This window comes from Undibacterium sp. GW821-FHT11B02 (assembly GCF_058808955.1).
On record NZ_JBXASD010000006.1, the window covers coordinates 448,942 to 474,554 of the forward strand.

Sequence of the window (25,613 nt, forward strand, 5' to 3'; positions counted from 1 at the left end):
GTTGCCGCAGCGGATTTTAAAGACTGGCTTGCAGCTAAGCAATCCCCCATGCATGCATTCTGTGTCAAAAACAGCAAAAAAAAGAAGGTTCTACCGCAACTGATGCAGAACAGCCGTAATCAGCGTGCAAAAAGTCGATAGCTTTGGCGCGGTAGCCGCATGACCGATTTTACTTTCACATCGGCACAAGCAGCAGATTTTTTCAGTTGATGAGCTGGAGTGTAACCAGTTACCCACACCGTACGCAGGCCTTCCCGCTTGGCGGCACGCAGGTTTTCTATGCTGTCTTCCACCAGCACGCAGTCGGACGCCCGTTTGCCATAGGTGGCCAGGAGCTTGCGCAAGTAGGGACGCGAAGGCTTGGGTTGTAGCTGGCCATGCACGCGCATGGCTTCTACCGGTATATGGGCATCAAAATGACGATGCAGGCCCATGTGCCGCAGCACACGGCCTGAATAGGCACGAGGGGCATTCGTCAGCAGGATTTTCTTGCCAGGCAAACGACGCAGCAGTTTTTTCAGGCCGCGTTCATATCGTATCATGCTGCCAAGGTCATCAAAATGATGCACTTCATGCAAGAAATCATCGGCCCTGACACCATGGTGCCTGACCATGCCCAGCATGGTGACGCCATAGCGCGCATAGTATTCTTGCCGTATGGCATTCACCCTGTCAGGATCTGCAGGCGTTTCACCATCACCCAGCACACGTGCCAGGAAGGCATTCATATTGCGGTTGATGGCCGGGAAAATCGCATGCGAGGCATTGTGCAAGGTGTTGTCAAGATCAAACAGCCACAGGGGCGCGGAGCGTCTTCGCATCAGGCTGACACTCCGCCCACCAACAAGCCACCCATCAATGACTGCGTATCATGGTGCCGAAGGCTTGCTCGGTCAGCACTTCCAGCAGCAAGGAATGTTCGATGCGGCCATCAATGATATGCACGGTGTTGACACCAGACTTGGCAGCATCCAGTGCGGACGAGATTTTCGGCAACATTCCGCCAGATATGGTGCCATCAGCAAACATTTCATCAATTTCACGTGCAGATAAATCGGTGACCAGATTACCCTGCTTGTCGATGACGCCAGGGATATTCGTCATCATGATCAGCTTTTCAGCTTTCAAAATTTCAGCAATCTTGCCAGCGACCAGATCGGCATTGATATTGTAAGCCTGACCATCTTCACCAAAACCTATGGGTGAAATAATGGGGATGAAGGCGTCATCCTGCAGCGCTTTGACAACCGCCGGGTTGATTGCATCAATTTCACCAACAAAACCGATGTCCAGCATGGCACCCGGGTTTTCACGATCGGGCATCATCATCTTGCGGGCACGGATCAAGCCGCCGTCTTTACCTGTCAGACCCACGGCCTGACCACCATAGTGATTGATTAACATGACGATATCCTGCTGGACTTCGCCACCAAGTACCCATTCCACCACTTCCATGGTTTCTTCATCGGTAATACGCATACCCTGGATGAAAGTACCTTGCTTGCCCATCTTCTTGAGGGCATTGTCAATTTGCGGGCCACCACCGTGGACCACGACAGGATTCATGCCTACCAGCTTGAGCAGGATGACATCACGGGCGAAGCCATGTTTCAGACGTTCTTCGGTCATGGCATTACCACCGTATTTGACGACGATGGTTTTACCATGGAATTTACGGATATAGGGGAGTGCTTCCGCCAGGATTTCGGCTTTGATTGCAGGTTCTACACCTGCCAGTCTGTCTTCGGTTGCAGGCGCTTCTGCCGTATTAGCATTCAAATCACTCATTATGACGGTATCCTGAAGAGATGATGAGCAGGACTCTCAGAAAATCTGCCCAGCTGAGTTGCAGCGCCTGGCCGTACAATGGTACTGTTGTCGTCGCTACTACGTCTTGCCGGGACAATTTTTTGAAAGTCCTGAAAAAAGGTTATTTTATCTAACCCGAATTTTACAGGAATTGCAGCAAAAGCTTTTTCAATTCAGTCACGAAACTTATGCCATTCTTATGCCATCCATCACCGACCTGCATCAGCAGCTAGAAACTTTGCGGCCCGGCCTGTTCCGCTTTGCACAATTACAACTGCGGAATGAAAGTGCTGCCGAAGATGCCGTTCAGGAAACATTATTGGCTGTGCTGGAAAAACCGGACAGCTTTGCTGGTCATTCTTCATTGCGTACTTACGTCACAGGCATACTGAAGTTCAAGATCATCGATCATCTTCGCACACTGAAAAAAGAGAAGCCGCTGGAAACAAAAGATGACGAATCCGAAGACGATCTCATAGACAGTTTATTTAATGCCAATGGTCATGTCATCGGCAATCCTCCCTGCTGGGATGCGCCTGAGGCAGCTTTACAACAAAAAGATTTTTTCCGTGTACTGGAAGTCTGTCTTGAAAATTTGCCTGCCAAAACTGCACGGGTCTTCATGATGCGCGAATGGCTGGAACTGGAAACAGAAGAAATTTGTAAGGAATTGGAGCTGACTACGTCTAATCTTTGGGTAGTGCTGTATCGCGCACGTCTGCGGTTGCGCGAATGCCTGGACCTGAACTGGTTCGGCCACAAGTAGCAGAGGAAAACACATGTCATTATTTATCGCTTGCAAACAGGCACACCAGCTTATTTCGGAAGGCATGGACCGGCGCCTGAGCCTGTCCGAACGTGGCAAATTGAAAATGCATCTGGCGATATGTCATTATTGCACCAGTTTCAATGGGCAAATGTCCTTCATGCGCAAAGCCATGCGACAGTCTGCTGTACAGACCTTGTTATCGACTGAACCGGGCAACAAGGAGGATGGCAAATGAGTATTTGTCCACGTTGCCAAACTGCATTCACCTGTGCCATGGCTGACCAGACGGGGCAAGCTTGCTGGTGCACGGCTTTGCCTCCCATCTCTTTTAGCACCTTGCCTGGTGGCAAACTGGATGCCGATGCCAGTTGTTTCTGTGCACAATGCCTGCCACAATGGAAAGCCGAACGTGAAGCACCAGGGCGCGCAAACGACGCCGATCCGGCAATTCAGTTACCATAAGCCTTTTATATCTGGTTAGTTCAGCATGTCCAACGATACACCCCTCGCTTACAAAGCTGTCAATGTCCCTGTTTCACAGCGCATCCGTGAGCGCATCACGGCCAGCAAAACGCGCTTTCACGCCAATGACAATATTGCCCATTTCATCGAAGCTGGCGAAATGGAAGAATTGCAGGCAGAAGTGGAAGAAAAATTGCGCGCCGTTCTGGAAAGCCTGGTGATAGACACTGAAAGCGATCACAACACGCAGGATACTGGCAGACGTGTGGCGAAGATGTTTATCCAGGAAGTATTCAAGGGGCGCTATGTGCCCATGCCTTCCGTCACCGAATTCCCGAATGCCTCGCATTTAAACGAGTTGATGATCATCGGCCCGATCACGGTACGCAGCGCCTGCTCACATCATCTTTGCCCGATTATCGGCAAGGTCTGGATAGGGGTCATGCCAAATGAGCATTCAAACCTGATCGGTCTGTCAAAATACGCACGTATCGCCGAATGGGTCATGAGCCGCCCGCAGATACAGGAAGAAGCCGTGGTGCAACTGGCCGATACCCTGCAAGAAAAAATGCAACCCGACGGCCTTGCCGTGGTGATGGAAGCAGATCACTTTTGCATGCACTGGCGTGGCGTCAAGGACATGGATGCGGCGATGATTAATAGTGTGATGCACGGTTCCTTCCTCAAGGATGCGAATCTGCGTCGTGAATTTTTATCTTTGATTAAACGCTAACCAGGATTTGCCATGCTAGTACGACTACTTTATGCCAGCCGCGCGGTCGACGATAAAATCTGCGACGTAGTGCAATCCATCGTCAGCCAGTCACGCCTGCACAATCCACAATTTGGAATTACCGGCGTACTTTGCCACAGCGATCAGGTTTTCATGCAGGTGCTGGAAGGTGGCCGGGATGCGGTCAATACGCTGTATGGCCATATCCTGCGCGATCCTCGCCACACGGACGTGATACTGCTGGACTATGAAGAAATCCTTGAGCGCCGTTATTCAGGCTGGACCATGGGTCAGGCCAATATGGGGAAAATCAATCCTTCTATCCTGTTGAAATATTCACCCTTGCCGGTGCTGGAACCACATCGCATGTCGGGTAAAATACTGCTGGCACTGATCGATGAATTGATGGCAACCGCTTCCATCGTAGGCCGTACTTAAACACTCAGTCTCTAGGGTAATGGATAGTGTGCGGTTGCTTAGAGCAACGCACCTTCACGGAAGAAGAACATCTTTGCAATCACCGAACCAGGCATCTGTTCAATGCTGATGTTGTACTTCATGACACTGTCGTTGTAGGCCTGACGTGAAAACACGATCTTGCTTTCCGTACTGCTCAGTTCCTCACTCAACTGCATCATGTGCGGGTTGGCCCTGAGATCAGGATAGGACTGGGACAAGGCATACATTTTCCCTAAAGACGCAATCAACACTTCTTCAGCCGCAGCCAACTGCTGCACGGCCCTTGCTTTGGAAGGATCTGCGCTGACCTTGCCAATCGCGGCCACGGCCAGATTGCGCGCTGTGATGACGGCCTCCAGGGTTTCCCGCTCATGCTTCATATAACCTTTGGCAACCTCTACCAGATTTGGTATGAGTTCATAACGTTGTTTAAGGTGCATATCAACTGGCGAAAACGCACTCTTGAAATGATTGCGCGCCATGATCAAACGGTTGTAGACGCCGATTACCCAGAATACCAGCAGGGCGGCGGCGACCAGCAATACCAATGTGAACATGATTTCTCCTGTCAAAGATGGAAGGCAGGTGCATGTGGGCAAGAGGATTTGTCAGCGCGGTGTTCATGCACTAAAGCAAGATACTGCGCATCCTCCACAAAAAAACAAAACCGACAACATGTCGGTCTTGCTTACTTAGGTCAGCACACTCTATTTCAATTAATTATTGTTTTCCGTCTTATTTTCCGTCTTGTTGGGTGTCGTCTGATATTCTTTCCACTCCGTTTCGCTGATGTATTCAAACACCTTCACCACTTTACGAACCCCACTGATGCTGCTGGCCAGATCAGCAGCCAGGCCACCTTCGCGCTGAGTTACGCGGCCCATCAGATAGACAACGCCAGCTTCGGTCACTACCTTAATGGCATTTGCCTGCAGCTCTTTGTTGTCGACAAACGTCGCTTTTACTTTGGTAGTCAACAGGGTATCGTTGGAGCGCGCAGAAAAGTCGGAAAAACCTGTCACCTGCAATTCATTCATGACAGAAACCACACCATCTATGGCGAGTATTTCGCGCTCCGCCGCTGCCTTGGCATTTTCATCGACGACTTCACCTGTCAGCAAGACGCGACGGTTAAATGAATTGACGTTGACGTGACCATTTTTCCCCAACAGACGTGGGATACGGGTCTCGCCTTTGATAACAATAGCCTTGTCTTCAGTCTGTGCACCAAAAGTGCGGCGATCAGTTGCAGCAAAGGTTCCGACTACTGCACTGCCGACGACCATTTCCACACAGCCCTGCAGGCTCATGGCAGCAGCACAGCACAGGCTAACCATCGCCACAGGACGGGTCAACTTGCTCCAGTTTTTTCTACTCATCTGCATCACCTCCGAATAATGCGGCATCTATGCCGTCACACAAACAGTGTATGGCCAATAAATGAACTTCCTGAATGCGTGCAGTACGCTCATGCGGTACGCATATATGCACATCTGCCTCAGTCAGGATATTCCTGATTTCACCACCGCCCTTGCCAGTCAGCGCAACCACACGCATATCCCGTTCAAGTGCAGCGTTAACGGCATTCACCACACTGGCAGAATTGCCCGATGTGGAAAGAGCCAGCAAGATATCGCCAGACTGCCCGAATGCCTGTACTTGCTTGGAAAACACTTCCTGAAAGCTGTAATCATTGGCGACAGCCGTCAGTATGGATGTATCGGTCGTCAATGCCATCGCAGGCAAAGGCAGGCGTTCACGTTCAAAACGCCCTACCAGTTCAGCCGCAAAATGCTGGCAATCCGCAGCAGAGCCACCGTTGCCACAGGCAAGTATCTTGTTACCGTTAGACAGTGCCAGGAACATGAGTTCCACGGCTTGCGAAATAGGCAAAGCCAGTTCAGCTGCTGCCCTCATTTTTAATTCGGCACTTTCCTGGAAGTGCGCCAATATGCGTTGGTTTGTCATAGTGCGTCAAATTATACGGCAGGCCGGGCCTGACCAAGCAATTATCGCAAATCCGGCAGAGCTGCCAGCGATGTGCCGCATGGAAACACTCACAGCAACAGATAGATTTACCTTGGAAATATCCGGCAGAAACAAAGTTTTACTGCATGTTCGTGGCACTTGCCGTCATTTTTCTAATTTTTCAGGCCACAATAATATTTTTCAACCAGTTGATGCTGTCACCATCGATCGCAATCAAATCAAAACGACAGGCCGACCGCGATTTTTTTGACAGTAAATACACCTGCGCTGCATGCACCATGCGTCTTTGCTTGGCCGGTGTGACACTGGCGATAGCACCACCAAATTGCATGGAACTACGTTTCCGGACTTCAACAAACACCAGTGTTGCGCCGTCTTGCATAATCAAATCAATTTCTCCGCCTTTACAGGAAAAATTTTGCATCACGAGCTTCAAGCCCATCTTTTGCAGATACAGCAGCGCCTGGTTTTCTGCTTCATCACCACTGCGGCGACGGCTGGTACGGCGGTCATCCAGTTGCTGGTCAGCTTGCTGTTCAGCGTTCAGAGTAGGTCTCATTGGCGTACAATCCCGACAATCAATTTAATAAACTAAACTGTTGCAATGCTCTGCGGCCCATCTTACGGACCATAGCCTGTTGCAGCAGCTTCTCTCTATGCACAGGAACGAGCGCGCATGACCACGACTGAAAACGCACTGTTCACAAGTGCCAGCATCATAGAAACAGTAACCCGGCAAAATTACCCGGCAGGTACATTATATGTAGTCGCCACCCCAATTGGAAACGTAGCGGATATTTCTTTACGTGCCCTGCATTTACTGTCACTGGCCGATGCAATTGCCTGTGAAGATACCCGCAATACGGCACAATTGCTGGCGCGCTATGGCATCAGCAAACCATTGATCGCTGCCCACCAGCATAATGAACGTGAAGTGGCTGAAAAAATCCTGCAACGCCTGCAGGCTGGGGAACGCATTGCCCTGGTATCGGATGCCGGCACGCCGGGCGTCTCTGATCCCGGCGCTAAAATCGTCGATGCCATCAAGCTGGCGGGCTTGCCAGTAACGCCTCTGCCTGGAGCATCAGCGGCCATCAGTGCACTGTCAGCCAGTGGCTTGATCCACGACCGTTTTTATTTTGTCGGCTTCTTGCCAGCCAAAGCCGGTCAGCGCGAGAGTATACTGCGTGAAGTAATGAATGTGCCTGCCAGCCTGATTTTTTATGAGGCACCACACCGCATCATCGAATCGGTGCAAGCCATGCTGGCGACTTTTGGCCCGACACGACGTATCGTACTGGCACGTGAAGTCAGCAAGCTTTTTGAAGAAATCCACCGTTGCCCACTAAGCGAAGCTGCCACCTGGCTGGCAGCTGACAGTCATCGTGAAAAAGGGGAATATGTGATCCTGATCGAAGCTGCAACTGCAGCAGAAGATGATCAACAGACGGAAGCCCGACGCGTACTGGCTATCTTGCTGGAAGAATGTTCGGTCAAACAGGCTGCATCACTGGCCGCTCAATTAACGGGGCAAAAGAAAAATGCCCTGTATCAACTGGCATTGGAAATGAAGCAGGGTGATACTGAAGAAAGCTGAACCAGCATTCTTCATGGGTTAGCGCTGCACCACCATAGGTCGCCCCACACCCAGTTCGCTAGCCTGGGCAATCGCGGCATAGGCTTCGGAACGGCTATTGAATGGCCCGCTGACCAGACGGTAAAGACTACCCTGCTGGACGATATCAAAACCCGGCAGCAAACTGGTCGCCCTGCTCTTCAGATGACCCATAATGGATTCAGCATTGGCCCGTATAGCATAGGCACCAAACTGAATGTAGTAAGCGCTGCTAGCAGATGCCACCGGGGTGGTTGCTGGTGCTGGCAATTTTTCTACAGGTCGGCTTTCTTGCGCAGCCAGCAATTCTTCCATCGTCATGCTGGTGGTTTTTTCTGCTGGCCGGGCTGCTTCCTCCCTTGCTGCCACAGGTGCTGGCATATTCGTGGCAAGGACAGTTACTGGCCTTGTTGGCGGCTGGTTCTTGCGATTTTCTGCCATTTTTTCTATATCGGCAGGCAGCAGACGTTCCACTTCGATCTGGGTGCTACCTTTGCCAATGACATCCAGCTTCAGCGCGGCAGTGTAGGACAAATCAATAATACGGGTAGCGTGGAAGGGGCCACGATCATTGATGCGTACAATGATCTGTTTGCCGTTATTTAAATTGGTGACCCGCGCATACGAGGGAATTGGCAAAGTAGGATGGGCGGCAGTAATTTTGTACATGTCGTACAACTCACCGGAAGATGTCTTCTGGCCGTGAAACTTCTTGCCATACCAGCTACCGACCCCTCGCTGAACAAAGGGGGTGCTATTGTCTGCAATCGGTGTATAGGTTTTGCCAAATACCACATAAGGCTTGTTACCTGAGCGCGAAAAATCTTCGACCATGGGTATCGGGTCTACTGTGTTTTCCAGCCCTTCTGGTGGATTATCACCAGGGCCGTCATCCTTGTAATAGGCACCTTTTCCGGAATTGGCTTTGGGTGCGGTAGCGGTCTGGCTACCGTTTGCTGGCTTGGTACTGCTTGCCGGACGTTGATTATCGGCGATGATGATATGCTGTTTTGGTGCGCTGCCGCAAGCCGCCAGCAAGAACAGACTTGCTGAGAGCAGGCTACCCTGTCGAATTTTTTGTGTCCAGACTGTTTTCATGTTTGCACCAGCTTACGGTTGCGCTGCACACTCATCATGATACCCAGGCCCATACCTAATGTTACCAGGGCCGTGCCACCATAACTCATAAAGGGTAAGGGTACGCCCACCACCGGTACGATACCACTTACCATGCCCATATTCACAAAGGCATAGGTGAAGAATATCATGGTCACGGCACCTGCCATCAAACGCGCAAACATGGTCGGTGCGTTAGCGGCAATCATCAGACAGCGTATGATCAATAGAAAATACAGACTGACCAGTATTACGTTGCCGACAAAACCAAACTCTTCAGAGAAGACAGCAAAAATAAAATCGGTAGTATGTTCTGGTATAAATTCCAGATGGGCCTGAGTACCTTTCAGATAGCCTTTACCATGCAAACCACCTGACCCGACTGCAATAGTGGACTGGATAATGTGAAAGCCCTTGCCCAGCGGATCCCGGTTTGGGTCCAGCATGGTCAGGACACGGTCCCGCTGAAAGTCATGCAACATGGGCCAGACCACCGTCGGGATGATCAAGGCAGCAGCGGCACCCAACGACAGCAAAAATTTCCAGGACAACCCTGCCAGAAACACCACGGTAAAACCGGCGGCGATGACCAGCATGGCCGTTCCCAGGTCAGGCTGCCTGGCGATCAGGGCCACTGGTATGCCCAATATGATGGCGGCAACGACAAAATCACGCCAGCGCAAAGCCCCTTCACGCTTCTGGAAATACCAGGCAAGCATCAGCGGCGTGGCGATCTTCATCATCTCGGAAGGTTGTATGGTCATGCCGACATTCAGCCAGCGCCTTGACCCTTTTTTAACCATGCCAAAGACTGCAACCGCCAGTAACAGGGCTATACCAAAAGTATAGATAGGTATGGCAAAGCGCATCAGAGTTTGTGGTGGCACATTCGCCACTATCCACATGATGACGAAGGAAACCAGGACGTTCCTCATTTGGTCTTCCACCCGCCCCGGAAAATCGATGCCAGCCGAGTACAGGGTGATAATGCCGATGGACATGATCAGGAAAATCAAAATCGCCAGCGTCGCATCAAATACCAGAATGTGCGAGCGGATAAAGTGCCAGTTAATGCCGCGTTTTTGCATGATCAATCCTTATTGCCACTGGTTTCACCACCAGGCTTAGGCCCCGGATCTGGTTCGGCAGGTGCCTTTATTTCTGCATCGGAACGGTACAGGGCCATGTCGCTTTGAGGTTTTGGTACAGGCAAAGGATCTTTGACCCCCTTGTCCTGCGGACGTTTACCCAACAGGTAATAATCAAGCGCCTTGCGCACGATAGGGGCTGCCGCTTCGGAACCAAAACCACCGTTTTCTACGATAATCGCAATCGCAATTTTGGGTTTGTCGGCAGGTGCAAAGGCGATATACAGGGAGTGATCCACATGGCGCGCCGTGACACGTTTGGCGTTGTAGGTTTCACCCTTCTTGATACCGACCACCTGCGCCGTACCAGTCTTACCGCCGGATACATATTCGGCATTTAAGAATGCCTTGGCCGATGTACCTTCCTTGGTTACACCGACCATGGCATTTTTTATGAAGTCGATGTTTTCCTGCTTGAGCTGGATGCGGTAACTTTCTTTGGGTACAGTCAAAGTCCGTTGACGCGTCTGGGGATCTTCCGTCATTTTGACCAGATGTGGTTTCATCACCACACCGTTGTTGGCCAGAGTCGCAACGGCATGCGCCATTTGCAAAGGGGTGAAAGTATTCTGCCCCTGTCCGATGCCCAGGGAAATGGTGTCTCCCAACACCCAGCGTTTTTGCTCTGGCTTTTTGAATGCCGCGCGCTTCCATGCGGTGGAAGGCAGCAAACCAGTGCGTTCATGCTCCAGGTCAATGCCAGTCTTTTGACCAAAACCAAACGGTGCCATGAAGTCATGCATGACATCCACGGTCAGGTCGTTCGCCAACATGTAGTAATAGGTATCACAGGATTGCACGATGGAGCGGTACATGTCTACCATGCCATGCCCACCCGGTTTATCGTCTTTGAACGTATGGTTACCAAAGGTGAAATAACCCGGATCGGCAATCGCCTGCGTCGTTGTGCGCTTGCCCAATTGCAGCGCGGCCAATGCCATGAAAGGCTTGTAGGTGGAACCCGGCGGATAGGCGCCTGTCAATGGCCGGTTCAGCAAAGGCTTGTCTTCTGAGGTATTCAATTCATTCCAGCTTTGCTGATCGATACCTTCTACAAACAGATTCGGGTCATAGGTGGGCTTGGATACAAATGCCAATACATCGCCGGTTTCCGGTTCTATCGCCACCAGTGCGCCGCGGCGTTCGCCAAATGCTTCTTCTATAATTTTTTGCAGTTCAATATCTACCGACAAGATCAGATTTTTTCCTGAAGTTGGTGCTGATCGTGACAGCACCCTGACGGCGCGCCCCCCCGCAGATACTTCAACCTCTTCAAAGCCGGTGTTCCCATGCAAGATTTTTTCGTAACTTTTTTCCAGCCCTTCCTTACCTATGTAGTCCGTACCATTGTAATTCGCGGCATCTTCCATCTCATCGATAATCTCTGCATCTTTGGGGCTGATGCGACCGATGTAGCCAATGACATGGGATGCCGAATCACCCTGAGGATATTGACGAAACAGACGGGCCTGAATATCCACACCGGGATAGCGAAAACGTTGCGCCGTAAAGCGGGCTACCTCTTCGTCTGTCAGACGGGTGCGTATGGGCAGGCTTTCAAAGCTTTTGGAATCTTCCAGCAACTTGCGAAAACGCTTACGGTGCTTGGGTTGTATGTCGACCAATGCCGCCAGTTGATCAATCAGGACATCCAGATCCATATGGATTTTCGACGGTGTGATTTCCAGCGTATAAGCAGAATAATTGCGTGCCAGGATAATACCGTTACGATCCATGATCAAGCCGCGATTGGGTACGACGGGCACGATATCGATGCGGTTTTCATCTGCCAGCAATGCATAGTCATCATGCTTGATAATCTGCAGCCACACAAAACGAGAAATCAATGCAACAAAGCACAGGAACACAAATACGCCGATGAAAAGCAGGCGCATGCGGAAATAATGTAGTTCGCGTTCCGTGTTCTTGAGTTCGGTCATAGGATCAACGTGGGACTATCTTTACAGGTGCAATACTGCTGGTGGCCCGGCCAGAGCCAACATGGCAGGGCTAGATGGGACGGGTATCGTCCTTGTCAATCGCCCGTTTTTGCGGTGCCAGCAACAGCAGGGTGGCGACTGGCCACAAAGCAGTAGTCACCACACTGACGAGGAAATACGTCCAGCCTGCGAAATGGGAGTTTGGTGCTATCAGTAGCCGCACCACCACTTGCACCACCTGCGCAAACAGAAACAGCGGGAAGACATGCAGCGACTGGGTGAGCGGATGAAACCACAACACGCGTCTGTGTATCATGATCGCGAAATACGACAGCAAGGTGTAAGCCAGTGCGTTTTCACCAAGATTGATGGAATCATGCACATCCATCAGCAATCCCATGGCAAACGCAACGCCTATACCTACCTTGCGTGGTTGATGAATGGTCCAGAACACCAATACCAGAGCAACGAAATCCGGCACACCTATCCAGTTACCCCAGGGCAGAAAATTCAGGAAAAAGGCGACTGCAAAACTGAGTGCAATGAAGACTGGGCTAACTGGTAACAGTATGTAATGGGGACTGTTCATTGTCCTTTCTCCTTGCTGAGTACCGGTGAGTTTTCTTTGACTGGTGCTGTTTTGGCGGGTTGATCCTTGACAGCATCTTTGGTCTGGTCGCCTGGTTGATTAGCTGGTGCATCCTTGGCCTGACTCATCGGTGTATCTTTAGCGGACGGGTCCTTGATGCCTTGGTTGAAAGGCTGATCGACCGGGTGAATATCAGAAACGGGAGCTGCCGCATCACGCGTCACCTTGCGATTCAGTTTTTCTTTCTTGGCACGCACATCTTCGGTATCAGGGCGTGGCAAATTGTCGGTGGATACCATCAGCACCAATAACTGTTTGTTGCGATCAATACCTGCAGCAGGAATGCACAGGATATTTTCAAAGGTGGTGGTGGCCTTGTTTTCTACCTGCATCACTCTGGCGACTGCCAGACCGGCAGGATAGACACCATCAATACCGGAAGTCACCAGTTGATCACCATTCTGTATATCTGCATTAGCGGTCAGACGCATGTCCAGATAACTGGATTGCCCACGCCCATAGGCAACGCTGCGCAAGCCATTGCGGATGATCTGCACCGGGATAGCCTGATTTTTGTCAGTCAGCAAGGTAACCTCAGCAGTCAATGGAAATACCCTGGTGACTTGCCCAACCACACCCAGCTCGTCAATCACAGGCTGGCTGAGTGCCACACCATGCTTGATACCGCGATCAATAATCACCTTGCGGGTAGAGGGGTCGCGGGCGTCATAAATAATCTCGGCCATGACAGATTTGACAGGCAGGCGTTCACGCGCTTCCAGCAATTTGCGAAAATGGTTATTTTCCGCCAGCAATTGTCCGGTCTGCTGCAGGGTATCGGCATTTTGTGTCTGTTGCCGGCGCAATTGGGCGTTTTCTTTTTCCAGCGCAGTCACCGACACAAAGTAATCAGAAACCCGCTTGACCGTATCGCGCGGCATGACTGCGATCATCTGCACAGGATACAGCACAGTACCCAGCACTTGCCTGGCCAAAGTCAGTGATTTAAGACGGGAATCAACAACCAGAAGAAAAATCGCCAAAACGGCGAAGAAGACCACTCTGACGCGTGCAGACGCGCCTTGCTTGAAAAGTGGTGGTGGGCTGTAATCCATACTTTACCGGTGATTCTCAATAACCAGCGTTAACCAGTTTTTATAAGCAGAAATAGCCTGATCGAGGTTTTTTCAGTTGTTCAGAACTGTATCAGCAGCTCTTATCACGTCTTGGCAATGACATAGGAGGCAAAACAGATTTCAACTGCCTTCGCCCCCACATGCGATTGTTTACTCGTATGAAAAAATCGAACCCAGTTTATCCATGCGCTCCAGAGCCATGCCAGAACCACGTACCACACAAGTCAGCGGGTCTTCTGCCACGATGACTGGCAAACCTGTTTCTTCCATCAACAGGCGGTCCAGATCGCGCAAGAGTGCGCCGCCACCGGTCAGCATCATGCCTTTTTCAGCAATATCTGCGCCCAGTTCTGGTGGGGTCTGCTCCAACGCATTTTTAACGGCAGACACAATGTTGTTCAGCGGGTCTGTCAGCGCTTCCAAAATTTCATTGCTGGAGATAGTGAAAGAACGTGGAATACCTTCGGACAGATTGCGTCCCTTGACTTCCATTTCCTTGACTTCAGAACCGGGGAAAGCCGAGCCGATTGCCTTCTTGATCGCTTCTGCAGTTTGCTCACCGATCAGCATGCCGTAATTGCGGCGGATGTAATTGACGATGGCTTCATCAAACTTGTCACCACCGACACGAACAGAACCTTTATAGACCATGCCGCCCAGGGAAATAATGCCCACTTCAGTGGTACCGCCACCGATATCAACCACCATGGAACCGGTCGCTTCTGATACCGGCAAACCAGCACCAATCGCAGCCGCCATCGGTTCTTCGATCAGGTAGACCTGGGAAGCACCTGCACCCAATGCAGATTCACGAATCGCACGACGTTCAACCTGGGTAGAACCGCAAGGTACGCAAATGATGATGCGCGGCGAAGGTTTGAAAAATTTGGTATCGTGCACCATGCGAATAAATTGCTTGAGCATTTGCTCGGTGACGGTAAAGTCAGCAATCACACCATCTTTCATAGGGCGGATGGCTTCAATATTGCCAGGGACTTTACCCAGCATCTGCTTGGCTTCCTTACCCACCGCCTGGATGGTTTTTTTGCCGTTAGGGCCGCCTTCCTGGCGGATTGCCACCACGGATGGTTCGTCGAGTACGATACCCTGGCTGCGAACATAAATCAGCGTGTTGGCTGTTCCCAGGTCGATCGCCAGATCATTTGAAAAATAACTGCGTAGAAAACCAAACATGTATTGTCCTGTATTTAACTGATTGTGGGCACGGCCCTGTTTTGAGAGTGACGCGCTACCGAATTTTTAACCCCGGCCTTTTCACCTGTCGCCTGCCTGTCATCGTCTGTCTAAGCGACTATCTGAGCAAGTTAAGGGATTTAGCGAGGCATTTGGGGCATTAACCCGCCATTCTACCTTATAATCTGTATAAATTTATTCGATACCAACACCTAAAATTCAGCTTTCTGTTGACTATCGTTTTTTGTATTTTTTGACACTATTTTTGCGCAGTTTTGCGCCCCTGAACTATGTCGCTGACACTCGAAGATGTGAAAAGAATTGCCAATTTGGCAAAAATAGAAACCTCCGAAGCGGAGCAAATCTCCACACTGGAAAAACTGAATGGCATTTTCTCACTGGTAGAGCAATTAAAGGCCGTTGATACCACTGGTGTTGCCCCTCTGAGCCACCCTATTGCAGCGCTGTTGCCGGAACTGGCATTACGACTGCGTGAAGATGTGGTCAGCGAAAGCAACCACCGCGAAGATTACCAGAAACCCGCTCCCGCCACACAAGATGGCCTCTACCTCGTACCTCAGGTTATTGAGACTGAATAAGCCAGGCGCCCACTTATGCATACCAAAACTATTTCGCAATTATCCGCCCTGCTGCACAGCAAACAGGTGTCCGCCACTGAATTGGCCCAACATTATCTGGCACGCATTGCGACCAGTGACTTGAATGCCTTCCTGCAAGTCGTTCCAGAATTAACATTAAAGCAAGCTGCCGCAGCTGACGCACGTCTGGCCAATGGCGATGCGACGACACTGACCGGCATCCCCATTGGGCACAAAGACATTTTCGTCACCCGCGACTGGCGCTCAACTGCCGGTTCACGCATGCTGGAAAACTATGTCAGCCCGTTTGACGCTACCGTGGTTGATCTGTTCAACAAAGCTGGTACAGTCACCCTGGGCAAATTGAACTGTGATGAATTCGCCATGGGTTCATCCAATGAGAATTCCTATTTCGGTCCGGTGAAAAACCCCTGGGACAAGACTGCCGTACCCGGCGGTTCTTCCGGCGGTTCGGCAGCCGCAATTGCTGCACGTCTGGCACCTGCCGTCACGGCAACCGATACTGGCGGCTCCATCCGTCAGCCAGCTTCGTTTTGCGGCGTGACAGGCATCAAGCCTACCTATGGCAGCGTTTCCCGCTATGGCATGATTGCCTTTGCTTCCTCTCTGGATCAAGGTGGTCCGATTGCCCAGACAGCCGAAGATTGCGGCATATTACTCAATGCCATGACAGGCTTCGATGCCAAAGATTCAACCTCGCTGGAACGCAAGAAAGAAGATTTCAACCGTGACCTGAACAAGTCACTGCAAGGTTTGCGCATAGGCGTGCCGAAAGAATTTTTCTCTGCCGGCCTGGCAACAGATGTGGAACAGGCAGTACGTGCTGCATTGGCAGAATATGAAAAACTGGGTGCAACACTGGTAGAAATTTCGCTGCCGAAAACCGAGTTGTCCATCCCCGTGTATTACGTCATTGCACCTGCAGAAGCGTCGTCGAACCTGAGCCGTTTTGACGGTGTGCGTTATGGCCATCGTGCAGCAAATTACACATCCCTGGAAGATATGTACAAGAAATCGCGTGCCGAAGGTTTTGGTGCCGAAGTTAAACGTCGTATTCTGGTGGGTGCCTATGTGCTGTCACATGGTTACTATGACGCCTATTATTTGCAGGCACAAAGAATACGCCGTCTGATCGCACAAGACTTTGCTGCGGCCTTTGAAAAATGCGATGTCATCATGGGGCCGGTAGCGCCAACGGTAGCCTGGGATTTGGGTGCCAAGGCAGATGACCCAGTGGCCAATTATCTGGCAGACATTTTCACCTTATCAACGAGTCTGGCGGGCTTGCCTGGTATGTCCATCCCTTGTGGTTTTGGACAAGGCGAGAAAAATTCCAAACGCCCAGTCGGCTTGCAGTTGATTGGTAATTATTTCGATGAAGCGAAATTATTGAATGTCGCCCACCAGTTCCAGCAGGCGACAGACTGGCATACCCGCGCACCGCAATGAACTTGAAATTCGTCCTGATGGGGACCATGTACCTGCTATGCAGCGTGACATCGGCACAAGTGCTGGATACACGCATAGCCTGTACCCAGACCCAACTGGAGGATGGTGATGGTGAGCGCCTGATACTGAGTGACCAGGCGCATTTCCAGTTAAACGGTACGCAGATCACAGAATTTCAATGGGAATCATCAGTTTTTCGCACCAATCACGGTCATGAATGCAGTATCGATATGGACGACGGACTGGAAGCAGAACTGACGGAAAAAGGTTGGCGTATCAGGCTCAAGGATGCGGCGGTAGCCAGGGCTAAACGTGGTTATGATTTTGATCGCGGTTATCAGTGCAGCATACGTCTGGAACAGGAAGGCGATGCGCTGCATATCAAACCCAGTTGCCCTACGCTTTGTGGTTCACGCAGGAATTTTTCAGCGCTGACGGTGGATGTAAAAACCGGCAGTTGCAAGTATGATCAATAAAATTAATTGATGCCCCGCTTACCCAGTTTCTTACACCGGTAAATATCAGGCAACATCAGGCAACAAGATAAGGAATTATTATGCAATGGGAAGTCGTTATCGGTTTTGAGACGCATGCACAACTCAAGACCAACTCCAAAATTTTCAGCGGCTCGTCAACACAGTTTGGTGCCGAGCCAAATACCCAGGCTAGCCCAGTTGATCTGGCCTTGCCTGGTGTGCTGCCGGTGATGAACAAGGGTGCGGTAGAAAAAGCTATACAGTTTGGCCTTGCGGTAGGTGCTGTTGTTGCGCCGGAATCCATCTTTGCACGTAAAAACTATTTCTATCCTGACCTGCCAAAAGGCTATCAGATCAGCCAGTTTGAAATCCCGGTCGTGCAAGGTGGCTTTGTCCCTTGCGTCTTTGAAAAAGATGGCAAGACAGAATTCAGAAACATCGAATTGACACGTGCCCACCTGGAAGAAGATGCGGGTAAATCCACGCATGGTGCCGCCCAGAACATGACAGGTATAGACTTGAATCGTGCTGGCACACCTTTGCTTGAAATTGTCACAGAACCTGTCATGCGCAGCGCTGTGGAAGCGGTGGCCTATGCCAAGGCGCTGCATTCGCTGGTTACCTGGCTGGATATTTGTGACGGCAATATGCAGGAAGGTTCTTTCCGTTGCGATGCCAACGTGTCGGTACGCCCAGTTGGTCAAAAAGAATTTGGTACACGCTGCGAAATCAAAAACCTGAACTCATTCCGTTTTCTGGAAGAGGCAATCAATTATGAAGTACGTCGCCAGATTGAATTGATTGAAGACGGCGGCAAGGTCATTCAACAAACACGGCTGTATGATCCGGATAAAAAAATTACAGTCAAAATGCGTGACAAGGAAGATTCGATGGATTATCGCTACTTCCCCGATCCTGACCTGCCACCACTGAAGATCAGTCGCGAATGGGTAGAGCAGGTGCGTGCCACCATGCCGGAACTGCCATCTGCCATGCGTCAGCGTTTTATTGAGCAATTGGGTTTGCCTGAATATGATGCGACTGTTCTGACACAATCCAAAGGCATGGCCACTTACTTTGAAACCGTGGTGACAGCAGCAGGTGCAGCACAAGCCAAGCCAGCCGCCAACATGATGATGGGCGATGTGGCTGCGACCTTAAACCGTGAGGGTCTGGATATCAGTGCCATTCCGGTGACGGCGGCACAGTTGGCCGTGCTGTTGCAACGTATTGCTGATGGCACCATCTCCAACAAAATTGCCAAGGAAGTGTTTGCTGCCATGTGGCAAGCACCATCGACGGATGTAAATCTGGCAGATCAGGTAATTGAAGCCAAAGGTCTGAAACAGATTTCTGACGTTGGTGCACTGGAAAAAATCATCGATGAAGTCATGGCTGCCAACCAGCAGTCTGTTGATGAATACCGTGCCGGCAAAGAAAAGGCGTTCAACTCATTGGTAGGCCAGGCGATGAAGGCGACCAAGGGTAAAGGCAATCCTGCTCAGGTGAATGAATTACTGAAAAAGAAACTGGCTGGTTAATTAAGACCCGCATAAAAAAACGCAGCTTGTCAGCTGCGTTTTTTATTTGCTGCTCGCCAGGCCAGGCTGGTGAGAAATGATTAACTCATTGGTGAAAAGTAAGCTGACACTGTGTGCAAATCATCCACCGTCAAGTTACCTGCAGCCACACGCAATTTCAGGAAGCTGATGAGATAGGTGTATTTTGCCTGCGCCAGATCACGCTTCGCTGCCACCAGTTGCTGTTCTGCACTCAGTACATCCAGGTTGATGCGTACGCCACCTTTGACACTTTGCTTTGTGGCTTCCACCAGCAAAGTCGCCGAATTGACTGATTTTTGCAAGGCGTCAATTTTGGTGACACCAGTCTGCATGGCATTGAACTGTTTACGCAATTCGATGGAAATCCGGTTACGGGTACCATCCAGGTCGGCCCTGGCCTTGTCACGATTGGCAACTGCCTGATTGCTGATTGCATTCACGTAGCCACCAGAATACAAAGGAATGACCAGTTGCACACCTATGCTCTTGATAGTCTGATCCTGAGTACGAGTAACCAGACTGTCAGATATCGCACGGTTATAACTTGCATTCAATTCCAGACGCGGTGTATGACCTGCCTTGGCCTTGTTGATTTCCTCTTCAGCAGCTTCGACCGAATATTTAGCAGCAACAATTTCAGGATTGCTTTCATTCGCGATATTCATCCACTCATCGAAACTGGCAGGAACAACTGACATAATATGGAAATCTGGACGCAAGCCATCAAGCTGGGTAACGCCCACTCCAGTAATAGCCGCAAGGGTATTGCGTGCTGTCAGCAGATTGTCTTGCGCCTCAATCACTTGTGCTTCTGCGACATCGAGCTTGGCCTGGGTTTCCAGCACGTCTGTCTTGGTGCCTTCGCCTTTTTCAAACATACGTTCATTAATACGCTTCTGTTCTGCAAAGGCATCACGCTGGGCACGGAACAGGTCCACCTGATCTTCTGCATATTTGGTATCTGCATAGGCAGCAACCAAACGTATCACCAACTCTTTACTACGCGCATTGAAAATCGCATCGCTGTAATTGGTCTGGGCAATACCCTGTCTGTAACGTGCCGTTGTATCCAGACTAAACAGGGTCTGGCGCAAGGACAGAGTATTGGTCAGGCTGGCGTAGTCATAGTTACTGGTGATCGTTGGAACACCAGGCTGTATGGATATATACGGATTCGGCTGGGTAATCTCAGCCTGGTTCTTGGAGGTGCCATAATTATATTGCACTGTAGGCAGCAAACCGGCACGGCCTATCTTCCTGAATTCCTTGCCTGCGATATTTTCCGACACTGCAGAACGGTAGGTCGGATCATTCACCAGAGCCGACTCGTAAGCCTGCATCAAGCCCATCGCCGACGCAGAACCGGTAGACAACAGGCAGATACCACAGGCAACCGCCACCAGTTTAAGACGCATACTGGATGTAGTCATGATCACTCCTCTGTCATCGCGGTTTTGGCGCGATCAAGTACCGGCTTCAGCAGGTAATTCATCATTGTGCGACCGCCTGTGCTGACGAACAACTCAACTGGCATACCCGGACGGATATTCAGGTTAGCAATCAATTTCATGCCTTCAGGCGCAACTTCGGCGCGTACTTTATAGAACGCCTGACCAGTTCTTTCGTCCACAGTACGATCAGCCGATACCTGAGTGATGACACCAGGGATATGCGGTGTGGTATTGGTATTGAAAGCAGAGAAGATCAACTCTGTCTTCAGACCCTTGTGTACCTTGTCGACCAGATTCACTGGCAACATCGCTTCAACGATCAATTTGTCATCTTGAGGAACCAGCTCCATCAATTTGTAGCCACTAGGTACTACTGCACCTTTGGTAAATACATTCAGACCAACGATAGTACCTGCGACTGGTGCTTTGACAAAGACATTGCCCAGATCAAAATCCAGTGCCGTCAAACGATTTTGCAGGGACTCTGCTTCTTTCTGTACATCCGACAACTGAGTGCGAACTTCTTTTTGATAGTCTTGCTGACGCTGCAATTTACGCAGTGTGATTTCAGTCACCTGACGGGACACTCGGCCCATGGTGCCGATGTCTTCAGAAATACTGCCGTTCACCTGTGCATAAGTACGTTCCAGATCCAACAGGCGGTTACGAGCGATATAACCGTCCTTAGCCAAATCACGCATACCATCGAGTTGCTCTTTGAGAAACGCCAACTGCTGTTTCTTACTGACCATGGATTCTTCCAGGCCCTTGAGCTGCGATTTCAAGCCACCAATGTTTTCATCCAGTGCGCCCAATTCACTTTGTATGGAGCCTTGACGCATCGTGAATAACTGTTGCTGCAATAATATATTGCTGGCTACACGTGGATCATTTTTGGCTTCATCCAGCTCTTTAGGGAAGCTAATGGATTTGGCATTTGCACGCTCAGCGGTCAAACGCGCTTCAACCGCCTGCGCGGTGAATAATTGCACGCGCGCGATTTCTGCTGCAGATTTGGCGTTGACATTATTCATTCTCACCAACACCTGACCAGCCTGTACTACATCACCATCCTTGACCAGAATCTCGTCAACGGTACCGCCAGTTTGATGTTGAATGACCTTGCGGCTGGATGCCACGGCCACATTACCACTCATTGGCACGCCCTTGTCCAGCTTGGCAAGCGATGCCCACAACAGGAAGCCGACCACGCCAACCAGAATGATGATCCATCCCAGACGAGAGTAGCTATTTGCGTCCGTATTAACTTCCAGCACTTCTACATTACGGGTTGCCACATCAGTGACAATGTTTTTCTTGACCAGTGCATTTTTCATGATTATTCCTGTTCTGCTGTCGCATCCGTTTGCGCCTGGACGCTGGCATCAATTCGTGCTTGTGTATCTGCCGGTGGCTCCGACGCCGGTGACTGCATACCGCCCTGGGCTTGTGCCTGCTGAGCCGCCTGTTGGGCTGCTGCTTGCTGCTGTGCCGCCTGTTGCGCTTGCTGGGCTTGTTGCAATTGCTGCTGATTCGCCTGATTCAATGCAGCCAATACCTGGTCACGTGGTCCGAAAGCTTGCGCAGCACCATCACGTAACAGTAACAATTTGGTGGTTGCACCCAGAATGGTAGTACGATGGGTGATCAATACGATGGTTTTGCCACGCTGACGCAAATCGTTAACCGCCGTTACCAGTGCCAACTCACCAGCATCATCGAGATTGGAATTCGGTTCATCAAGAACCAGCAGTGAGGGATCGTCATACATGGCACGTGCCAAACCGATACGCTGTTTCTGGCCACCAGACAAACCGGCACCGCCATCACCCAGACGAGTGTCATAACCCTGAGGGAAATGCAGAATCAAGTCATGTACACCTGCACGCTTGGCTGCCAGGATGACTTTTTCTGAATCGACATCACCAAAGCGTGCGATGTTTTCTGCGACGCTACCGGCAAACAGTTCTATATCTTGCGGCAGGTAACCAATATGCGGACCTAGTTGATCTTTATTCCATTGATAGATATCAGCGCCATCCAGACGCACTTTACCAACAGCGGCAGGCCATACACCAACCAACAGTCGTGCCAGTGTCGATTTACCGGAACCTGAAGGGCCAATCACACCCAGCACATCACCTGGTTGCAATGCGAAACCGAGAGCTTTCAAAACAACCACAGTAGAGCCAGGGGCTGCGGCAGTAACACCTTCAACAGATACGGCACCTTGTGGTTTAGGCAAATCCATGCCAGCCTTACGTGCAGGATTGGAACCCAGCAATTCATTCAGGCGGTCATAGGCGCTCTTGACACTGCTCCATTGTTTCCACACGCCGATCAATTGGTCGATAGGGCCAGTGGCCTTACCCAGCAAAATGGAACCAGCAATCATCATACCCGGCGACATTTTGCCTTCGATCACCAGCAGCGCACCAAAACCAAGTACCAGCGACTGTACAGAAACACGTACAAATTTACTGACAGAGGTAATGATGCCTGACTTCTCACTGGCTTCTGCCTGCAATTGCAGGAAACGGCCATGCAGTTTGAACCAGCGTGACATCAGATTCGGCAACATGCCCATGGCTTCAATCACCTCTGCATTACGCAGGTTGTTGGTGGCCAGATTGCTGGAGGCAATCGCCATGGCATTCGCTTCTGCCAGAGGCTTTTTAGAGACCACTTCATTCGCATATGCCAGGACCACCATGATAATGACCGCACCCAGAGCAAACAGACCCAGGTACACGTCAAACATGAAAATAACGGCCAGATAAAACGGGAACCAGGGTGCGTCAAAAAAGGCGAACAAACCGCTACCAGTCAGGAACTGGCGGATTTGTGTCAAATCCTGCAAAGCCTGGCCGGCATTACCACCGCCACGCTTCAGGTTTTGTTCGAATGCAGCCGTATAGATACGCTTGTTCATTTGCATGTCAAGCTTGGCACCCAGACGTATAACGACAAAGCTACGGATATATTCCAGCGCGCTCATCAATGCATAGGCACCCAGCATCAACATGGTCAGCATCAGCAAAGTGATTTCATTGCGGCTTTGCAAAACACGGTCATATACCTGCAACATGTACAGGGATGGTGCCAGCATCAGCAAATTGATGATGGCACTGAAAATGCCAACGGTTCTAAATGCACTCCTGAAAGTCATCAAGACTTGTGCAATTTCAGTTTGTGGGGCTTTAAGTTTCGAGATCATTTGTATTCTTTGCACATTCAAGTGCTAAAAACAGCCAATTTAATTGGGATACTGCCTGATGCGATAATGAAGAAGCACTGTCACTGCATGGTACTACCTGGGCACTTCAAGACAAGGCCGCATTATCCCCGTTCACAAATCAATTAAATGTGACCTACATCACATTTTTCGAAAGCGTAACACAAGTAAATTTGATTTTAAATGTGTTTTGTTAATGCTTCTTTCTGAAAATCATATACCCCCCCCTGTATATTGATAATTGTTAGGGGAATTATCAATATACTCCCAAGATTTTATGTTTTACAATTTTTGAGAAAAGAAGCAGGAAATGTAAATATCAACAACTTAAAAGTTGTTCATGGAGAAAAATAACTTTGACCTTTGTGATGGAAATCACAGAAATCATGCATATTTCATGTGATGGCCTAGCCTATGTCGTCACCAGAAAAGCAGGTAGCCAAATAAAAAAACGCCCCACAATATCCGTTGTGGGGCGCGAGTTCTTAATGGTCTTGCTGGCTATGGGGTTATTTTAACTCAATTACGACCGTGTTTACCAGCGATTGTTCCGATATATCCACAGTATTGTTAACTTTTGTTTCACTTGCCAAGGTTTGCACCCATTCCATCTGCGCTGGCAAACACACTCGTTGTAAATCATAAAACTCGCAGGCAAAACGTCTGGCACTGGCTCCCAGTCTTTGCCTGGTTTCAGGCTGATCAAGCAGGTCGCACACTTCTTTTGCCAGTCCGGCAACATCAAAGAAATTCACCAAACGACCTGTTTCATCGTGACGTATTGCCTCTCGTAAAGGTTGTGTGTCAGATGCAACAATGGCGCAACCAGCACTCATGGCCTCTAACAAACTCCACGACAGCACAAAGGGGTAAGTCAAGTACACATGCACGCGTGACAACTGCAACAGAGGAATGAAATGCTGGTAGGGAATATGGCCCAGGAAATGGATGCGCTTCAAATCAGTTTCTGGCATTTGATGCTTCACTTCATTAAAGAAGATATCTTTCCAAGACTGACCGGAAGGAGATTTGGCACCATAACTGACATCATTACCACCTACCAACAATACATGGGCATTTGGACGCTCGGCCAATATCTGTGGCAAGGCTCGCATGAAGATATGGTAACCGCGATACGGCTCCAGGTTGCGATTGACGAAGGTAATCACTTCATCATCGCGGGTCAGGACCAAGCCATTTCCCAGAGTCATGGATACTGCCGGATTGGGGGCGATGAGGTCAGTATTGATACCATCATGAATGACGCTGATGCGTTCACGAAATGAACTGGGAAAGGTGCTGGCCTGCCAGTGTGTCGGTGAAATGGCCGCGTCCGCCAGTGGTATATGTAGCAGGTTGTTAATGTTCTTGAGTTGGACTCTGCATACCTGATCAATGGATTCGATGGGAAATTCCGGGTCAAAACCCACATCGGCCCCTCTGGGGTGATAAAAGAACTCGCCGTAAATGCCCAGTTTGGCATCTGGCCAGACTTCTTTCAGAAACAGGCTCTCCCCCCAACCGGGATGGGCAATGATGGCATCTGGGCTAAAACCATCTTCACGCAATTGCAAGGCCGCGCGCATGGCAGCTTCGCCACGTATGACCTTGGGTTCAGCATCTGCCAGCCAGGGGTGAATATCTTTCGACATTCCACGTGCCACCTGATAGGAAATGATTTTTACTCCATTCCATATTGCTGGCGCATTTTTCTGCATCGTCAGGGCCAGGACTTCATTCGATGCATCGGCAGCCAACGCTGGCGCCAAATGGGTGAACTGACCTGGAAAGTTTTGATGAACGAACAGAATTTTCATAGCGCGTGTAGGCAGAAATAACAAACAAACTTGATTATCACAGT

General features: G+C 50.2%; 26 protein-coding genes. 10 read left to right on the plus strand and 16 right to left on the minus strand.

What is annotated here, in order from left to right; genetic code table 11:
- Nucleotides 1-119 precede the first annotated feature (119 nt).
- Together AC1RVX_RS15580 and argB are read right to left on the minus strand one after the other, a co-directional pair.
- Nucleotides 120-821, minus strand: a complete 702-nt coding sequence (locus AC1RVX_RS15580) for a pyrimidine 5'-nucleotidase (RefSeq protein ID WP_493217504.1) — start codon at nucleotides 819-821, stop codon at nucleotides 120-122.
- Nucleotides 822-855: 34 nt separating this feature from the next.
- Nucleotides 856-1,788 (minus strand): acetylglutamate kinase, encoded by a 933-nt coding sequence (gene argB, locus AC1RVX_RS15585; protein ID WP_423035330.1) that lies wholly within the window; start codon nucleotides 1,786-1,788, stop codon nucleotides 856-858.
- A gap of 220 nt (nucleotides 1,789-2,008) precedes the next feature.
- Between argB and AC1RVX_RS15590 the strand changes: the two genes are divergently transcribed.
- Genes AC1RVX_RS15590 through AC1RVX_RS15610 form a run of 5 tightly spaced genes read left to right on the plus strand, consistent with a single transcriptional unit; the run spans nucleotide 2,009 to nucleotide 4,211 of the window.
- Nucleotides 2,009-2,575, plus strand: coding sequence for a sigma-70 family RNA polymerase sigma factor (locus AC1RVX_RS15590; protein WP_493217505.1), 567 nt, complete (start codon nucleotides 2,009-2,011; stop codon nucleotides 2,573-2,575).
- A gap of 13 nt (nucleotides 2,576-2,588) precedes the next feature.
- A complete protein-coding gene (locus AC1RVX_RS15595) occupies nucleotides 2,589-2,813 on the plus strand; it encodes a zf-HC2 domain-containing protein (RefSeq protein ID WP_493217506.1) in 225 nt (74 codons plus the stop codon).
- Nucleotides 2,810-3,040: a cysteine-rich CWC family protein gene (locus AC1RVX_RS15600; protein ID WP_493217507.1), complete on the plus strand. Its 231-nt coding sequence runs from the start codon at nucleotides 2,810-2,812 to the stop codon at nucleotides 3,038-3,040. Before AC1RVX_RS15595 ends, AC1RVX_RS15600 begins: the two co-directional genes overlap by 4 nt.
- Nucleotides 3,041-3,065: 25 nt before the next feature.
- Nucleotides 3,066-3,773: a GTP cyclohydrolase I gene (gene folE, locus AC1RVX_RS15605; protein WP_493217508.1), complete on the plus strand. Its 708-nt coding sequence runs from the start codon at nucleotides 3,066-3,068 to the stop codon at nucleotides 3,771-3,773.
- Nucleotides 3,774-3,785: 12 nt separating this feature from the next.
- Complete coding sequence (locus AC1RVX_RS15610) at nucleotides 3,786-4,211, plus strand: BLUF domain-containing protein (RefSeq protein WP_493217509.1); 426 nt, start codon at nucleotides 3,786-3,788, stop codon at nucleotides 4,209-4,211.
- 38 nt (nucleotides 4,212-4,249) lie between these two features.
- Here the strand turns inward: AC1RVX_RS15610 and AC1RVX_RS15615 are convergent, their stop codons facing one another.
- The 4 genes from AC1RVX_RS15615 to AC1RVX_RS15630 all read right to left on the minus strand — a co-directional run bounded on the left by AC1RVX_RS15615 (nucleotide 4,250) and on the right by AC1RVX_RS15630 (nucleotide 6,780).
- Nucleotides 4,250-4,789 carry a LemA family protein gene (locus tag AC1RVX_RS15615; RefSeq protein WP_493217510.1) on the minus strand — a complete coding sequence of 180 codons (540 nt, stop codon included), beginning with the start codon at nucleotides 4,787-4,789 and terminating at the stop codon, nucleotides 4,250-4,252.
- Between the two features lie 159 nt (nucleotides 4,790-4,948).
- On the minus strand, nucleotides 4,949-5,617 hold the full coding sequence (locus AC1RVX_RS15620; RefSeq protein WP_493217511.1) for a BON domain-containing protein: 669 nt from the start codon (nucleotides 5,615-5,617) through the stop codon (nucleotides 4,949-4,951).
- On the minus strand, nucleotides 5,604-6,200 hold the full coding sequence (locus AC1RVX_RS15625) for a phosphoheptose isomerase (protein WP_493217512.1): 597 nt from the start codon (nucleotides 6,198-6,200) through the stop codon (nucleotides 5,604-5,606). Before AC1RVX_RS15625 ends, AC1RVX_RS15620 begins: the two co-directional genes overlap by 14 nt.
- Nucleotides 6,201-6,381: 181 nt before the next feature.
- Nucleotides 6,382-6,780, minus strand: coding sequence for a YraN family protein (locus tag AC1RVX_RS15630; protein ID WP_493217513.1), 399 nt, complete (start codon nucleotides 6,778-6,780; stop codon nucleotides 6,382-6,384).
- Between the two features lie 117 nt (nucleotides 6,781-6,897).
- On the opposite strand from AC1RVX_RS15630, the gene rsmI reads away from it, so the two are divergent.
- Entirely contained in the window at nucleotides 6,898-7,818 is a 921-nt protein-coding gene (gene rsmI, locus AC1RVX_RS15635) for a 16S rRNA (cytidine(1402)-2'-O)-methyltransferase (protein ID WP_493217514.1), read from the plus strand.
- 18 nt (nucleotides 7,819-7,836) lie between these two features.
- On the opposite strand, the gene AC1RVX_RS15640 is transcribed toward rsmI, so the two are convergent.
- The 6 genes from AC1RVX_RS15640 to AC1RVX_RS15665 form a co-directional block, all read right to left on the minus strand.
- Nucleotides 7,837-8,934, minus strand: coding sequence for a septal ring lytic transglycosylase RlpA family protein (locus tag AC1RVX_RS15640; protein ID WP_493217515.1), 1,098 nt, complete (start codon nucleotides 8,932-8,934; stop codon nucleotides 7,837-7,839).
- Nucleotides 8,931-10,040: a rod shape-determining protein RodA gene (gene rodA, locus AC1RVX_RS15645; RefSeq protein ID WP_493217516.1), complete on the minus strand. Its 1,110-nt coding sequence runs from the start codon at nucleotides 10,038-10,040 to the stop codon at nucleotides 8,931-8,933. The genes AC1RVX_RS15640 and rodA overlap by 4 nt, the downstream gene beginning before the upstream one ends.
- 2 nt (nucleotides 10,041-10,042) lie before the next feature.
- A complete protein-coding gene (gene mrdA, locus AC1RVX_RS15650) occupies nucleotides 10,043-12,040 on the minus strand; it encodes a penicillin-binding protein 2 (RefSeq protein WP_493217517.1) in 1,998 nt (665 codons plus the stop codon).
- 70 nt (nucleotides 12,041-12,110) lie between these two features.
- Nucleotides 12,111-12,629, minus strand: coding sequence for a rod shape-determining protein MreD (gene mreD / locus AC1RVX_RS15655; RefSeq protein WP_493217518.1), 519 nt, complete (start codon nucleotides 12,627-12,629; stop codon nucleotides 12,111-12,113).
- Nucleotides 12,626-13,744, minus strand: a complete 1,119-nt coding sequence (gene mreC, locus AC1RVX_RS15660) for a rod shape-determining protein MreC (RefSeq protein WP_493217519.1) — start codon at nucleotides 13,742-13,744, stop codon at nucleotides 12,626-12,628. The genes mreD and mreC overlap by 4 nt, the downstream gene beginning before the upstream one ends.
- Before the next feature lie 171 nt (nucleotides 13,745-13,915).
- Complete coding sequence (locus tag AC1RVX_RS15665) at nucleotides 13,916-14,959, minus strand: rod shape-determining protein (RefSeq protein ID WP_110256286.1); 1,044 nt, start codon at nucleotides 14,957-14,959, stop codon at nucleotides 13,916-13,918.
- Between the two features lie 290 nt (nucleotides 14,960-15,249).
- Here AC1RVX_RS15665 and gatC point away from each other — a divergent pair, with 290 nt between their 5' ends.
- The 4 genes from gatC to gatB all read left to right on the plus strand — a co-directional run bounded on the left by gatC (nucleotide 15,250) and on the right by gatB (nucleotide 19,045).
- Nucleotides 15,250-15,558, plus strand: coding sequence for an Asp-tRNA(Asn)/Glu-tRNA(Gln) amidotransferase subunit GatC (gene gatC, locus AC1RVX_RS15670; protein ID WP_493217520.1), 309 nt, complete (start codon nucleotides 15,250-15,252; stop codon nucleotides 15,556-15,558).
- A 15-nt stretch (nucleotides 15,559-15,573) separates the two neighbouring features.
- Nucleotides 15,574-17,028 (plus strand): Asp-tRNA(Asn)/Glu-tRNA(Gln) amidotransferase subunit GatA, encoded by a 1,455-nt coding sequence (gatA, locus tag AC1RVX_RS15675; protein ID WP_493217521.1) that lies wholly within the window; start codon nucleotides 15,574-15,576, stop codon nucleotides 17,026-17,028.
- On the plus strand, nucleotides 17,025-17,504 hold the full coding sequence (locus AC1RVX_RS15680; protein ID WP_493217522.1) for a hypothetical protein: 480 nt from the start codon (nucleotides 17,025-17,027) through the stop codon (nucleotides 17,502-17,504). The genes gatA and AC1RVX_RS15680 overlap by 4 nt, the downstream gene beginning before the upstream one ends.
- An 80-nt stretch (nucleotides 17,505-17,584) precedes the next feature.
- A complete protein-coding gene (gene gatB, locus AC1RVX_RS15685) occupies nucleotides 17,585-19,045 on the plus strand; it encodes an Asp-tRNA(Asn)/Glu-tRNA(Gln) amidotransferase subunit GatB (RefSeq protein ID WP_493217523.1) in 1,461 nt (486 codons plus the stop codon).
- 80 nt (nucleotides 19,046-19,125) lie between these two features.
- Here the strand turns inward: gatB and AC1RVX_RS15690 are convergent, their stop codons facing one another.
- From AC1RVX_RS15690 to AC1RVX_RS15705, 4 genes are all read right to left on the minus strand, one after another.
- The gene (locus AC1RVX_RS15690; protein WP_493217524.1) at nucleotides 19,126-20,496 is read right to left on the minus strand and encodes a TolC family outer membrane protein; all 1,371 of its coding nucleotides are present in this window, start codon (nucleotides 20,494-20,496) and stop codon (nucleotides 19,126-19,128) included.
- 2 nt (nucleotides 20,497-20,498) lie between these two features.
- Complete coding sequence (locus AC1RVX_RS15695) at nucleotides 20,499-21,854, minus strand: HlyD family type I secretion periplasmic adaptor subunit (protein ID WP_493217525.1); 1,356 nt, start codon at nucleotides 21,852-21,854, stop codon at nucleotides 20,499-20,501.
- A gap of 2 nt (nucleotides 21,855-21,856) precedes the next feature.
- A complete protein-coding gene (locus AC1RVX_RS15700) occupies nucleotides 21,857-23,734 on the minus strand; it encodes a type I secretion system permease/ATPase (protein ID WP_493217526.1) in 1,878 nt (625 codons plus the stop codon).
- A 527-nt stretch (nucleotides 23,735-24,261) separates the two neighbouring features.
- On the minus strand, nucleotides 24,262-25,569 hold the full coding sequence (locus AC1RVX_RS15705) for a glycosyltransferase family 4 protein (protein WP_493217527.1): 1,308 nt from the start codon (nucleotides 25,567-25,569) through the stop codon (nucleotides 24,262-24,264).
- Between the last annotated feature and the right edge of the window lie 44 nt (nucleotides 25,570-25,613).

What these genes read in the sequence shown, in the direction of transcription:
- AC1RVX_RS15580 (WP_493217504.1), bottom strand. Translation starts at nt 821, where the DNA reads ATGCGAAGACGCTCCGCGCCCCTGTGGCTGTTTGATCTTGACAACACC.
- argB (WP_423035330.1), bottom strand. Translation starts at nt 1,788, where the DNA reads ATGAGTGATTTGAATGCTAATACGGCAGAAGCGCCTGCAACCGAAGAC.
- AC1RVX_RS15590 (WP_493217505.1), top strand. Translation starts at nt 2,009, where the DNA reads ATGCCATCCATCACCGACCTGCATCAGCAGCTAGAAACTTTGCGGCCC.
- AC1RVX_RS15595 (WP_493217506.1), top strand. Translation starts at nt 2,589, where the DNA reads ATGTCATTATTTATCGCTTGCAAACAGGCACACCAGCTTATTTCGGAA.
- AC1RVX_RS15600 (WP_493217507.1), top strand. Translation starts at nt 2,810, where the DNA reads ATGAGTATTTGTCCACGTTGCCAAACTGCATTCACCTGTGCCATGGCT.
- folE (WP_493217508.1), top strand. Translation starts at nt 3,066, where the DNA reads ATGTCCAACGATACACCCCTCGCTTACAAAGCTGTCAATGTCCCTGTT.
- AC1RVX_RS15610 (WP_493217509.1), top strand. Translation starts at nt 3,786, where the DNA reads ATGCTAGTACGACTACTTTATGCCAGCCGCGCGGTCGACGATAAAATC.
- AC1RVX_RS15615 (WP_493217510.1), bottom strand. Translation starts at nt 4,789, where the DNA reads ATGTTCACATTGGTATTGCTGGTCGCCGCCGCCCTGCTGGTATTCTGG.
- AC1RVX_RS15620 (WP_493217511.1), bottom strand. Translation starts at nt 5,617, where the DNA reads ATGCAGATGAGTAGAAAAAACTGGAGCAAGTTGACCCGTCCTGTGGCG.
- AC1RVX_RS15625 (WP_493217512.1), bottom strand. Translation starts at nt 6,200, where the DNA reads ATGACAAACCAACGCATATTGGCGCACTTCCAGGAAAGTGCCGAATTA.
- AC1RVX_RS15630 (WP_493217513.1), bottom strand. Translation starts at nt 6,780, where the DNA reads ATGAGACCTACTCTGAACGCTGAACAGCAAGCTGACCAGCAACTGGAT.
- rsmI (WP_493217514.1), top strand. Translation starts at nt 6,898, where the DNA reads ATGACCACGACTGAAAACGCACTGTTCACAAGTGCCAGCATCATAGAA.
- AC1RVX_RS15640 (WP_493217515.1), bottom strand. Translation starts at nt 8,934, where the DNA reads ATGAAAACAGTCTGGACACAAAAAATTCGACAGGGTAGCCTGCTCTCA.
- rodA (WP_493217516.1), bottom strand. Translation starts at nt 10,040, where the DNA reads ATGCAAAAACGCGGCATTAACTGGCACTTTATCCGCTCGCACATTCTG.
- mrdA (WP_493217517.1), bottom strand. Translation starts at nt 12,040, where the DNA reads ATGACCGAACTCAAGAACACGGAACGCGAACTACATTATTTCCGCATG.
- mreD (WP_493217518.1), bottom strand. Translation starts at nt 12,629, where the DNA reads ATGAACAGTCCCCATTACATACTGTTACCAGTTAGCCCAGTCTTCATT.
- mreC (WP_493217519.1), bottom strand. Translation starts at nt 13,744, where the DNA reads ATGGATTACAGCCCACCACCACTTTTCAAGCAAGGCGCGTCTGCACGC.
- AC1RVX_RS15665 (WP_110256286.1), bottom strand. Translation starts at nt 14,959, where the DNA reads ATGTTTGGTTTTCTACGCAGTTATTTTTCAAATGATCTGGCGATCGAC.
- gatC (WP_493217520.1), top strand. Translation starts at nt 15,250, where the DNA reads ATGTCGCTGACACTCGAAGATGTGAAAAGAATTGCCAATTTGGCAAAA.
- gatA (WP_493217521.1), top strand. Translation starts at nt 15,574, where the DNA reads ATGCATACCAAAACTATTTCGCAATTATCCGCCCTGCTGCACAGCAAA.
- AC1RVX_RS15680 (WP_493217522.1), top strand. Translation starts at nt 17,025, where the DNA reads ATGAACTTGAAATTCGTCCTGATGGGGACCATGTACCTGCTATGCAGC.
- gatB (WP_493217523.1), top strand. Translation starts at nt 17,585, where the DNA reads ATGCAATGGGAAGTCGTTATCGGTTTTGAGACGCATGCACAACTCAAG.
- AC1RVX_RS15690 (WP_493217524.1), bottom strand. Translation starts at nt 20,496, where the DNA reads ATGACTACATCCAGTATGCGTCTTAAACTGGTGGCGGTTGCCTGTGGT.
- AC1RVX_RS15695 (WP_493217525.1), bottom strand. Translation starts at nt 21,854, where the DNA reads ATGAAAAATGCACTGGTCAAGAAAAACATTGTCACTGATGTGGCAACC.
- AC1RVX_RS15700 (WP_493217526.1), bottom strand. Translation starts at nt 23,734, where the DNA reads ATGATCTCGAAACTTAAAGCCCCACAAACTGAAATTGCACAAGTCTTG.
- AC1RVX_RS15705 (WP_493217527.1), bottom strand. Translation starts at nt 25,569, where the DNA reads ATGAAAATTCTGTTCGTTCATCAAAACTTTCCAGGTCAGTTCACCCAT.